A 12,557-nucleotide genomic window follows, 5' to 3' on the forward strand; every position below is an offset into this window, starting at 1 on the left:
TTCCTCTTTAACCCACAATCAGGAATGTAATGTTTCAACAACCCATGTATCTTTTATACCGCCACCTTGAGATGAATTTACGACCAAAGAGCCAGCTTGCATAGCTACGCGTGTTAAACCACCAGGTACAATCTCTGTACGATAAGGTGAGCTCAACACAAATGGACGCAAATCAATATGACGTTCCGCTACTCCGCCTGTTGTTAAAGTTGGAGCGACAGATAAAGCTAAGGTAGGTTGTGCAATATACATATGAGGCATCGCAATCAATTTTTTTCTAAAGTCATCAATTTCGCATGAGCTTGCTTTAGGTCCAATCAACATGCCATATCCGCCCGAACCTTGTGCTTCCTTAACGACTAATTGATCAAGATTAGAGAGTACATAGTCTAAGTGTTCTTCTTTACGGCACTGATAAGTGGGTACATTTTTTAGAATTGGTGTTTCATCTAAATAATATTGAATCATTTGATCTACATAAGGATAGATAGATTTATCATCAGCCACACCCGTTCCAGGTGCATTTGCAATCACGACATTTTTTTGTAAATAAGCAGACATAAGACCTGCTACGCCTAAAGCACTGTCTGGTCGAAATGCTAAAGGATCTAGAAAGTCATCATCTAAACGGCGGTAAATTACGTCTACTTTTTGACGCCCACGAATAGTTTTGACAAATACTTGATCATTTTCTACAAATAAATCCCGATTTGTAACCAATGGCACATCCATTTCACGTGCTAGAAAAGCGTGCTCATAATAAGCACTATTAAAACGCCCTGGTGTTAGCACCACAATAAAAGGTTGATCTGCAGAAGAATTTTCTTGCAATATTTCTTTTAAAAGTTTTGGATAATGCTCAATCCCCTGTAAATTATTAGCTGTACATAGCTCAGGCATTAATTTCTGGCTAATATTTCGGCTCTCAATCATATAAGACACCCCAGAAGGTGTTCTCAAATTGTCTTCTAATACAAAAAACTCCCCTTCACCATCACGGATAATATCGATCCCGCTAATTTGTGAATAAATTTTTCCTTTTAAAGAATGTTTAAGCATATGGGGTTGAAAAGCATCATTTCCCATAATTTGTTCTTCGGGAATGATTTGTTCTTTTAAAATATGTTGTCCATGATAAATATCATCTAGGAAATAATTTAATGCTTTAACACGCTGTGCACAGCCTGAGGCAATTTTTTCCCATTGTTTTTTCTCGATTACTCTTGGAATTAAATCAAAAGGAATAGTGCGCTCCGTTCCTTCTTTATCGCCATAAACATTAAAAGTAATCCCATGATAAAGAAAATGCTGTTTTGCTTGGGTATTTAACTCCTTTAACTCATCTAAAGTACGGATGCTCAACCATTGTTCAATTTTTTTAGAAGCTGCACCATTTGATGTTACATCATCAAGCATCTCATTAAAGAACTGTGATTTAAGTTGCTCAAAGAGATTAGTTTGCACAGAAATATGTTCTAAAAAAGAGGTTGGGTTAATGAGTGCTGTTGTTGTCTGCTCTTGTATAAAAAAATCATTATCTAGATGTAATTCATGCTCTTGTTCTGACATAACCACCTCGTCTTATCATTTATCTATATTTCATTTTTAAATAAGCAATTTCAGTGCCACTTATATATCTGTAATACTTGTACGGCATCATTGTTATAACTTTCTTCTAAATCTTATCATCGTTTACCCAATGGGCTATAAACTGAATCTGACAAACTTGCTAAATCTGTAAAGATTTTTTATTGTGTTGACACCAAAGCAATTGGATATAGATGTATTACGCTTATGTCTGTAATAGAAAAAGAAACTTCGAATAGTTTGTATCGCCAATGGCAGATCTTGTCTCGCCTACCGACCGGCAAATGGATCGGGACTCGAGAATTGCAAGAAATGCTTGAGCGCGAAGGTATTGATATTAGTTTAAGGACTATTCAGCGTGACTTAAATCAAATTGCTCAGCGTTTTCCGATAGAGAGCAATAAAGCCGTACCTCAGGGCTGGCGGTGGCAATCAGATGCACCTATTCAAAGCTTACCTCACATGACAAGTTCTCAAGCGGTAACTTTTATGATGGTTGAGGAGCACCTTAAGCACCTCCTTCCCCCGAGCCTGCTTGATGAGATGGGACCATGGTTCGATTTGGCCAAACGTAGCCTCTCTACACAAAATAATGTGAGACAGTGGATTAACCGTGTACGTATTGTTCCGGCAAGTCAACCTCTTATTCCACCTGTTGTCGATCGAAATGCTCAACAAGCAATTTATGAAGGCTTGCTCCAAGACAAGCAAATAGAATGTGTTTATCGGGCACGGGTCAATCAGGGTGAAGATAGAACTTATGTTTTAAATCCTTTGGCTTTGGTACAAAAAGGTGCAGTCATTTATTTAATTTGCACAAGACATGACAAAACTGAAGTGCAAACATTTGCTCTGCACCGTTTTAAATCAGCAAAAGTATTAGACAGCCGAGCACTGCATCCAGTTAATTTTGATATTGATCATTATATTGATTCAGGGGCTTTAGGCTTTAGAGTGGACTACAACCAGCCAACTGAATCAATTCAGCTCACCCTAACTATGACAGAGCAAACTGCGAAAACCTTTTATGAAAGTCAGTTAAGTAAAGACCAAACAATTACTCCGCTTGAAGAAAATATTGTAGAAGTTTCAGCAACCGTACCTTTTACATCTCAACTAGTATGGTGGCTACGTAGTTTTGGCAAGAAATTACTGCATATTGAGCCAGTTCAAGTACACAACGCTGTACGTGAAATTGAAACTGATAGTAAGTAGATATAAAAAAGAGAACCATAAGGTTCTCTTTAGATTTTGAATTATAATTTTCTTAATTTTATATTGTTCTTATTTTTTTACTGTTTTCAGATCAATGTGTTCTCCCCCCATCAAAACTGATCTGCTCTTTCTTTTGCGCTATTTTAAACATGAGCATTGGCATGCCATTTCATATCCATTGTAGCGAATTGATTTCATTGTCATGATTAAAGCCCTCTTGTTTGAACGTGAATTCAATATAACTGGCGACTTAAAATATGTGAAATAAGAAAAAAAGGAAGCGAAATCTCTTTTCTTCCTTAGGAAGTTTCCATATATTTTTTGAACAGAAAATAAAAAAGCCCAGTCTTAACTGGGCTTTTTGTACATTTAAATGATTAAGCTGTTTTCTTAATCATATTATTCTTACGAATTGTGATCATTACAAGCTGAACTGCTGCTGGTGTAACACCAGGAATACGGCTTGCTTGAGCTAAAGTTTCTGGAAGAACTGTTTTTAACTTCTGCGTGATTTCACGTGACAATCCAGACACGACATCATAGTCAAAGTCGGCAGGAATTTTAGTTTCTTCAAGACGCTTTAATTGAGCAACATCTTCATGCTGACGGTTAATGTAACCTTCATATTTCACAGCAATTTCAATTTGCTCCCCCACTTGTTCTGAAACTTCAGAACCAGTAAGTTCAGCAATTTGACCGAAGGTGATATTAGGGCGCTTGAGCAAATCAATCGCACTACATTCCTTACTCAAATCAGCACCCGTCATTTCAACGAATTTTTTACCCATAGGGTTATTTGGTGCTGCCCATAAATGTTGTAAACGAGAGGTTTCACGCTCAACCGCTTCCATTTTCTCGCAATAAGCAGCCCAACGAACATCATCAACCAAACCAAGTTCACGACCAATAGAAGTTAAGCGCTGATCCGCATTATCTTCACGCAACATCAAACGATATTCAGCACGTGAGGTAAACATACGGTACGGTTCTTTAGTACCTAACGTGATGAGGTCATCAACCAACACACCCATATAAGCTTGGTCACGTTTAGGCGTCCATTCTTCTTGCTCCCACGCACGACGCGCAGCATTTAAACCTGCAAGTAAACCTTGGGCACCAGCTTCTTCATAACCTGTTGTACCATTAATTTGACCAGCAAAGTACAAGCCATTAATCGCTTTAGTTTCAAGTGTAAATTTCAAAGCTTGCGGATTGAAATAATCATATTCAATTGCATAGCCCGGACGTAAGATATGAGCATTTTCCATACCACGAATTGAACGTACAAGCTCGAACTGAACATCAAACGGTAAAGAGGTCGAAATACCGTTTGGATAAAGCTCGTGTGTATCTAGACCTTCTGGTTCCAAGAATACTTGATGTGAGTCTTTATCAGCGAAACGGTGAATCTTATCTTCGATTGATGGACAGTAACGCGGACCTACACCTTCAATAACACCAGTGTACATTGGTGAACGGTCTAAACCACCACGAATAATATCGTGGGTTTTTTCATTCGTATGCGTGATATAACAGTTTACTTGTTCAGGGTGCATAGAAGCATCACCCATGAATGACATCACTGGAGATGGGAAATCACCCGGCTGCGGAATCATGACTGAAAAATCAACTGAACGTGCATCAATACGTGGTGGAGTACCGGTTTTTAAACGTCCCACTGGTAATTTTAATTCACGTAAACGTTGAGCAAGTGCAATAGAAGGAGGATCTCCCGCACGACCACCGCTTGATTTTTCTAAACCAACGTGGATGACACCACCCAAGAATGTACCTGTAGTCAACACAACAGTTTTAGCATCAAAGCGAATACCCATTTGGGTAACAACACCTTTAACAGTATCGCCTTCAACAATCAGGTCATCAGCTGCTTGCTGGAAAATATCAAGATTTGCTTGATTTTCCAAAGTATCACGAATGGCAGCTTTGTAACGAACACGGTCAGCTTGGGCACGTGTCGCACGCACAGCTGCACCTTTACGCGAATTTAAAATACGGAACTGAATACCACCTTTATCGGCAGCAAGAGCCATTGCACCGCCAAGTGCATCAATTTCACGGACTAGGTGAGACTTACCAATACCACCAATTGCTGGGTTACAACTCATTTGGCCCAAAGTCTCAATGTTATGGGTCAAAAGCAAAGTCTGTCGTCCCATACGCGCAGCAGCAAGGGCCGCTTCCGTACCTGCGTGACCGCCACCGATAACGATAACATCATAAACTTTAGGATAGTGCATGAGTACAAAAACACCAGAAAAAAAAGACGGAACATTATAGCAAAATTATCTGCTTATTGATGTACATAATTACAAAATTGTCTTCACATAATTTACGCTATGCCACATGATTTGACATTTTGTTTCATGAATTCAATACAAAGTGAATGTTTTTAAAATTAATTCATCTTAGAATAAAAAATGTACAGCACTTCTATGACTTTAAAATTAACGCAACGAGAAGGAATACAAAATGAAAACGACCATGTTAAAAATCTTAACTGCATCTCTAATTTGTTTTTCAGGCGTAACTTTTACCCATGCTGCTGACACGAGCAAAGCTGAAATGCAAAAACAAATTCGAGTCTGTGCAAAAAAACAGCAAGGTGAATGGGTTTCATACAATCACAACGGTGTAACCTTTAACGGTACTTGCCAACCAAACGAAAATGGCAAGTTACAATTTAAGGCCCCTGCTCCTTAATCTGTTTTGACATAGGTATAGAAGAAGTCATTTATTTCCCGCTATATCTCATCAGTATTTTCAAAGACGGTCCATTAAAGATGGGCCGCTTTCTTTTTTAAAATGGTCTAGTCCGCTACAATACGCCTTTAAATAAAATTTTTAGGTCCTTTTCGTGAAGTGGTTACAAATACACATTACCGTTGATCAAGAACAAGTTGAGTTCACAGAAACACTTTTAATGTCTCTAGGTGCGGTAAGCGTAACGCTGGATGATGCTGAAGATCAGGCTTTACTTGAACCATTACCGGGTGAAACACCTTTATGGAACAAAGTTATTGTGACAGGCATCTATCAACAAGACGAACAAGACCCAATTGATGTCGACACTTTAGAAGCTTTCTTAAAAGCTCAACTTCCAGATGTTCCTATGCGTCATGAAGAACTTGAAGATCAAGTGTGGGAACGCGCATGGATGGATTACTATGAGCCAATTCAGATTGGAGAAAAGTTCTGGATCGTGCCTGAATGGCTAGAGCCACCAGAAGCAGACGCAACTAACATTAAGTTAGACCCAGGTCTTGCATTTGGTACAGGTAATCACGCAAGTACTTTCCTATGCTTACAATGGCTGGGTAAAACTGACGTTAAAGATAAAATCGTGATTGATTATGGCTGTGGTTCAGGCATTTTAGGCGTAGCAGCTTTGTTACTAGGCGCTAAAAAAGTATATGCCACAGATATTGACCCGCAAGCTGTTTTAGCAACGAAACAAAATGCAGAGCTTAATGGTGTATTAGATCGACTATATGTAGGTCTTCCTGAAGAGTTTGATCAAGAATTCAAACCTAAACAAGCCGATGTTTTAGTTGCAAACATTTTAGCAGGACCTTTAATGATGCTTGCGCCTGAATTTGCAAATTTAATCAAATCTGAGGGCGAGTTCGCACTTGCTGGTGTTATTGAAGAGCAAGTTGCTGATGTTTCACGTGTTTATTCTGATTTTTTTGATATATTAGATGTCGAAAAGCGCGAAGAAAACTGGTGTCGCATTTCAGGAAAACGTAAAACAATAAATTGAGATTTTTAACTCATGAATGAAAAACAAACCCGCTGCCCTAAGTGTTTAACAGTTTATAAAGTATCTCTTACTCAATTGACTGTTGCTCAGGGTATGGTTTGTTGCCCTAAATGTAATTCAAGCTTTAATGCCTTAACCCATCTAATCAATATTGAACAGCCAGTTATGGTCAACTCAACGACGTTAGCCAATGGTTCAATGCAGACAAGATATATGACGCATTCTCACGTACTAGATATCTTTGACCAAAAAGTAGAAAACTCTAATATTGATCTTTTAACTTATCTCAACAACTTAAATTACTTTCACAACGAACCTATTAATGCTCTACCAAACCTTAATTTAGCTGAGCAGGCATCCCCACAAGAACAAGACAATAATAAAAAGCATAGTTGGTTGTACTATACGCTCTGGAGCTCTGCCAACCTTATTTTAATTTTAGTCTTTACTTTTCAAATCCTCTGGTTTAACCCTAAGCTCATGCATGCAAGCCCAACCGTTAGCCATGCTTTTAATTACGTTTGCCAAATACTACACTGCAACAAATCAGCAGAACTTTATCAACTTATCTATATAGAAAAGTTAAAAGTCCGCAAGATCGATGCGAACCATACCCAGTTCTCAGGCATATTGCTCAACCAGAATGATAAAAGTATTGAGCTTCCTAACCTAAAGTTGATTTTTGCAACAGAGCCAGACAAAACAGAGGAAATCATATTAACTCCTCAACAATATCTAGTTGAAAACTTAAGGGGTATTCAACGTATTCCATCAAACACTCCTTTCCGATTCCAATTTGAGCTAAACAAAAGCAAAAAAAGGCTAGTAAATTATCGATTAGAAATTGTCCACCCCTAAAATGTAAAAAAAGTGAAAAAAAAATAAAAAAAAATGCAGTTAATTTGCTCACTTTTTCCTAGACAATGGTATGATACGCGCCACGAAAGCTTTGACTCATATACTCCTCGCTCTCAATCCAAAAAAAATACTGTTAAGCATGTGTGCTTTTCTACTTTAAGCGCATAGCCTAACTTTTTTTGTTTTTGAGGGGGCTGTAACAAATATTTAATTATTGTTACGCTTATTTTTTATTCAATACGAAGAAATATGGCAAGCTAATTGTTCTTATGTTTTAGAGTCACTGTTTTAGGATCTAAAACAGGACTCCGTATTTTTAGACCACATTTATATACTACTTTACCCAAGCTAGTATTTGATTTTCGGATTAACTCGCATGAATAGCAAATCTCCTATTTTTACTGCACAATCTGATGTTGCTCTTCGCATCCACGTGGATCGCGCAGTTCGCCATTATTTTGCACAATTGCAAGGTGAGCAACCATCTCAGGTATATGACATGGTGCTAGCAGAAATGGAGAAACCTCTTTTATCTGTAGTTCTTGAATATACACGTGGTAATCAAACGCGTGCTGCAGAAATTCTTGGACTCAACCGTGGCACTTTACGTAAAAAGTTAAAAGCTCACGGTTTAATGAGTGAATAAATGATAAAATGCTCACGACGTCGTGGGCATTTTTTTATGCTTATTGGTTTTAATCCGTAGACTTGAAATTGTTGAATTAAACATCATGACTATTAAACGTGCTTTGATTTCTGTATCTGATAAGACAGGAATTGTCGAATTTGCTCAAAACCTTGCAGCTCTAGGGGTAGAACTATTATCTACAGGCGGCACATATAAGTTGCTTAAAGATAATAATATCGCGGTTGTAGAAGTATCTGAACATACTGGCTTCCCTGAAATGATGGATGGTCGTGTTAAGACCTTACATCCAAAAATTCATGGCGGTATTCTTGCTCGTCGTGGTTTAGATGAAGCAGTTATGGAAGAACACAACATCGATCCGATTGATCTTGTTGTTGTAAACCTTTATCCATTTGCTGCAACTGTTGCAAAACCTGACTGTACTCTTCCTGATGCAATCGAAAATATCGACATCGGTGGTCCTACAATGGTTCGTGCAGCTGCTAAAAACCATGCTTCAGTAGGTATTGTAGTTAATGCTTCTGATTACGACACTGTAATTAATGAATTAAAAACTGCTGGTTCGCTTTCTTATGAAACGCGTTTTGATTTAGCAGTTAAAGCATTTGAACATACAGCTCAATACGACGGCATGATCGCTTCTTACTTAGGCGCTCGCGTTGGTAAGACCGAAGGTGAAGCTGACTTATTCCCTCGTACATTCAATACTCAATTGAACAAAGCACAAGATTTACGTTACGGTGAAAACCCACATCAATCGGCTGCTTTCTATGTCGAAGCTAATGCAAAAGAAGCATCAGTTTCTACTGCAAAACAGTTACAAGGCAAAGAATTGTCTTATAACAACATTGCAGATACAGATGCTGCACTTGAATGTGTTAAATCATTCGCAAAACCTGCTTGTGTCATCGTAAAACATGCTAACCCTTGTGGTGTTGCGGTTTCTTTAGACGGCATTAAAGCTGCTTATGATTTAGCTTATGCAACTGATCCAGAATCTGCTTTTGGCGGTATTATTGCATTCAACCGTGAATTAGACGTTGCAACTGCTCAAGCAATTGTAGAGCGTCAATTCGTTGAAGTTATTATTGCTCCAAGTATTGCTGATGGCGTGCTTGAAGTTACTGGCGCTAAGAAAAATGTACGTGTTTTAGTATGTGGTGAGTTACCTGCAATTGATGCACGTGCACCGCAACTTGACTATAAACGCGTAAATGGTGGCTTACTTGTTCAAGATCAAGACTTGGGCATGATCACTAAAGATGATCTTAAAGTAGTTACTAAGCGTGCGCCAACTGAGCAAGAAATTGATGATCTTATCTTTGCTTGGAAAGTTGCGAAATACGTAAAATCAAACGCAATTGTTTATGCTAAAAACCGCCAAACTATTGGTGTAGGTGCAGGTCAAATGAGTCGCGTTAACTCAGCTCGTATTGCTGCCATTAAAGCTGAACATGCTGGTTTGGTTGTTGAAGGTGCTGTAATGGCATCTGATGCATTCTTCCCGTTCCGTGACGGTATTGATAATGCTGCTAAAGCTGGCATTAAATGCATCATTCAACCAGGTGGTTCTATGCGTGATGAAGAAGTAATCGCTGCAGCAGATGAAGCTGGTATTGCAATGGTGTTCACTGGTATGCGCCATTTCCGCCACTAATTTAAATTTAGTCCTCCCTAACCCTCCTTTCATTCAGGAGGGTTTTCCACAATAATGGAGCTAAACTCCACCTTGAGGAATAGAGGGGGATGAAAAGGATTAAAGTTAAGGAACAAATTAAAAATGAATATTTTAGTTTTAGGTAGTGGTGGTCGTGAACATGCTTTGGCATGGAAAATCGCGCAAGATACCAAAGTTACTCAAGTTTTCGTTGCACCGGGAAATGCGGGAACTGCAACTGAAGACAAATGCGTTAATGTTCAGCTTGATATTTTAGACAATCCTGCAATTATCGCTTTTGCTAAAGAAAATAATGTTGAACTTATTATTGTTGGTCCAGAAGCACCTTTAGTGAATGGTGTGGTAGATGCTGCTCGCGAAGCAGGTCTAAAAATTTGGGGACCAACTCAATATGCTGCGCAGCTTGAAGGCTCAAAGGCATTTGCTAAACATTTTTTAAAGCGTCATAACATTCCAACTGCTTTTTACGAAGTATTTACGGAAGTTGATGCAGCTAAAGCTTATGTTGAAAAAAATGGTGCACCAATTGTAATTAAGGCAGACGGTCTTGCTGCTGGTAAAGGTGTAATCGTTGCAATGACCAACGAAGAAGCTTTTGCAGCAATTGATGACATGCTTGCAGGCAACAAATTCGGTGATGCTGGTTCACGTGTTGTAATTGAACAGTTCCTTGCAGGTGAAGAAGCTTCTTTCATTTGTATGATTGATGGTAAAAACATTTTACCAATGGCAACTTCACAAGATCACAAGCGTATTTTTGAAGGTGACCAAGGTCCTAATACTGGCGGTATGGGTGCTTACTCTCCTGCTCCGGTGGTAACTTCTGACATTTTCGAACGTGTTATGACTGAAATCATGCGTCCGACTGTTGAAGGTATGGCTGCTGACGGACATGTCTACACTGGTTTCTTATATGCTGGCTTAATGATTGATGAACAAGGTCAACCGCGTGTGATCGAGTTCAACTGTCGTTTCGGTGATCCTGAAACTCAGCCAATCATGATGCGCTTAAAGTCATCTCTTGTTGAATTGGTAGAAGCTGGTATTGCTGGCAATTTGCCAAAAGAAGCTGAATGGGATGAGCGTAAGTCAATCGGTATCGTACTTGCAGCCGAAGGCTATCCTGATAGCGTACGCAAAGGTGATGTAATTTCAGGTATTGGACAATCACCTGAAGATACTAAAATTTTCCACGCAGGCACTGCAACTCGTGAAGATGGTCACATCGTGACTTCTGGTGGTCGAGTTCTTTGTGTAACTGCGTTAGGCGACAGCGTGCTTGAAGCACAAATTAATGCACTTGAAGTATGCGGACAAGTTACCTTTACTGGTATGCAATATCGTAGTGACATTGGCTATCGCGCAATTGCACGAGAAAAAGCTGAGTAAAAAACTCTCAACTGATAAAAAGCCCTCTATTAAAGAGGGCTTTTTATATTTCATTCTTATTTATCAGAAAATTTTATATAAACCTCAGTTTTTATTCACTTCCAATCAATAAGATCGAAACATGTCCACTATATTGAATATGTTTTTATTGATATGATTAGATAAAGCGTTGGAACTTTCCACAAAGTTATTGTGCCTTTAAATATTGAGGCTCATCATCTAATTCTGTTAGGGATAATAGTTATTTTTAACATTGAATACTTTTAGAAATCGCTTAAAGACTGTCAACTCATGATAGAACTGTTGTGAAAATAGTTTTATTTAGTACAGATCAAAAACGGTAAAACAAGTATCTGAGGAATTAGAAAAGAGCTAAAAGCTATAACTTTTAGCATTCAAAACTTTGTGACGTGACAACAAAACTCATTTTCTTTTCTAGAGAGCCAACTAAATAGTTGATATCTCTCTTAATCAGGACTTTTTTTACATGAAAAAGCTGATCAGTCTTTTTTTAAGCGTGTCTGTGCTATTACTTGCAGCTTGCGGGAAACAACAAAGTGAACCACAAGCTGGAAAGAGTGGTGATTCATCACAACCTCAAACTGTGGTTATTGCCTCAACTGGTTCTGACGCTGATATCTGGCGTTATATTTCGACTTTACCAGAAACTAAAGCTGCTGGTGTTAAGCTTGAGGTGAAAAATTTCACTGATTATGTTGCAATGAATACAGCTGTAGCAAATAAAGAAGTTGACTTAAATGCATTCCAATCTTATGCATATTTGGTGGCTTTCAATGCATCAAATAAAGATAAAATTGCTCCAGTTGCTACAACTTATCTTGAGCCAATGGGGATCTACTCAAGTAAACATAAAAAAGTAGAAGAATTCCAACAAGGTGCAAGCATTGCAATTCCTAATGATGCTGCGAATGAAGCTCGTGCATTATTGTTATTACAAAGTGCTGGCTTAATTAAACTTAAAGCTGACTTCGACCCTGCTAAAGGCACACCAAGCGATATTATCGATAACAGTAAAAAAATTGATATCAAACCAATCCAAATGGCGACAGCTGTACGCGTAAAAGATGAAGTTGATGCAATTGTTTTGGGTAATACGTTAGCTTTAGAAGGTGGTTTAAACGTACTTAAAGATTCTATCTACTATGAACCTGTTGACCAAAGCACTAAACTGAATGTAAACATCCTTGCAACAGCTGAATCTCGCAAAGATGACCCAATTCTTCAGAAAGTTGGTCAGCTATACCACACTGAAGCTGTTAAAAAATACGTTGAACAACACTTTGGTGGTACAAAAGTTGACGTGAATCAGCCAATCAGCTACCTCACGGAAGCTAAATAGTAATATAATAGCTGCAACGCGAAACAGGCAAAGACTCTTT

10 protein-coding genes are annotated in these 12,557 nt (G+C 38.5%); 8 read left to right on the forward strand and 2 right to left on the reverse strand.

Translation table 11 applies throughout. From position 1 onward, the window contains the following. Nucleotides 1-18: 18 nt before the first annotated feature. Entirely contained in the window at nucleotides 19-1,569 is a 1,551-nt protein-coding gene (locus tag J655_RS08480; protein ID WP_032005405.1) for a circularly permuted type 2 ATP-grasp protein, read from the reverse strand. A 225-nt stretch (nucleotides 1,570-1,794) separates the two neighbouring features. Here J655_RS08480 and J655_RS25390 point away from each other — a divergent pair, with 225 nt between their 5' ends. Continuing rightward, the gene (locus tag J655_RS25390; RefSeq protein ID WP_017480825.1) at nucleotides 1,795-2,802 is read left to right on the forward strand and encodes a helix-turn-helix transcriptional regulator; all 1,008 of its coding nucleotides are present in this window, start codon (nucleotides 1,795-1,797) and stop codon (nucleotides 2,800-2,802) included. Between the two features lie 377 nt (nucleotides 2,803-3,179). On the opposite strand, the gene mnmG is transcribed toward J655_RS25390, so the two are convergent. Beyond that, a complete protein-coding gene (gene mnmG / locus J655_RS08490; protein WP_017385460.1) occupies nucleotides 3,180-5,060 on the reverse strand; it encodes a tRNA uridine-5-carboxymethylaminomethyl(34) synthesis enzyme MnmG in 1,881 nt (626 codons plus the stop codon). A 232-nt stretch (nucleotides 5,061-5,292) separates the two neighbouring features. On the opposite strand from mnmG, the gene J655_RS08495 reads away from it, so the two are divergent. From J655_RS08495 to J655_RS08525, 7 genes are all read left to right on the forward strand, one after another. Further along, nucleotides 5,293-5,523: a hypothetical protein gene (locus J655_RS08495; protein ID WP_002119672.1), complete on the forward strand. Its 231-nt coding sequence runs from the start codon at nucleotides 5,293-5,295 to the stop codon at nucleotides 5,521-5,523. A gap of 154 nt (nucleotides 5,524-5,677) precedes the next feature. Continuing rightward, nucleotides 5,678-6,583 carry a 50S ribosomal protein L11 methyltransferase gene (gene prmA, locus J655_RS08500; protein ID WP_017480823.1) on the forward strand — a complete coding sequence of 302 codons (906 nt, stop codon included), beginning with the start codon at nucleotides 5,678-5,680 and terminating at the stop codon, nucleotides 6,581-6,583. A 12-nt stretch (nucleotides 6,584-6,595) separates the two neighbouring features. After that, nucleotides 6,596-7,441: a zinc-ribbon and DUF3426 domain-containing protein gene (locus J655_RS08505; protein WP_005073576.1), complete on the forward strand. Its 846-nt coding sequence runs from the start codon at nucleotides 6,596-6,598 to the stop codon at nucleotides 7,439-7,441. A gap of 376 nt (nucleotides 7,442-7,817) precedes the next feature. Further along, a complete protein-coding gene (gene fis, locus J655_RS08510) occupies nucleotides 7,818-8,087 on the forward strand; it encodes a DNA-binding transcriptional regulator Fis (RefSeq protein WP_001086304.1) in 270 nt (89 codons plus the stop codon). An 85-nt stretch (nucleotides 8,088-8,172) separates the two neighbouring features. Beyond that, nucleotides 8,173-9,747: a bifunctional phosphoribosylaminoimidazolecarboxamide formyltransferase/IMP cyclohydrolase gene (gene purH / locus J655_RS08515; protein WP_025465553.1), complete on the forward strand. Its 1,575-nt coding sequence runs from the start codon at nucleotides 8,173-8,175 to the stop codon at nucleotides 9,745-9,747. Nucleotides 9,748-9,870: 123 nt separating this feature from the next. Beyond that, entirely contained in the window at nucleotides 9,871-11,157 is a 1,287-nt protein-coding gene (purD, locus tag J655_RS08520) for a phosphoribosylamine--glycine ligase (protein WP_002119643.1), read from the forward strand. A 487-nt stretch (nucleotides 11,158-11,644) separates the two neighbouring features. Continuing rightward, nucleotides 11,645-12,517: a MetQ/NlpA family ABC transporter substrate-binding protein gene (locus J655_RS08525; RefSeq protein WP_017480821.1), complete on the forward strand. Its 873-nt coding sequence runs from the start codon at nucleotides 11,645-11,647 to the stop codon at nucleotides 12,515-12,517. The last annotated feature ends 40 nt before the right edge of the window (nucleotides 12,518-12,557 follow it).

Source organism: Acinetobacter sp. 1294243, assembly GCF_000588015.1.
GTDB classification, from domain to species: domain Bacteria; phylum Pseudomonadota; class Gammaproteobacteria; order Pseudomonadales; family Moraxellaceae; genus Acinetobacter; species Acinetobacter pittii.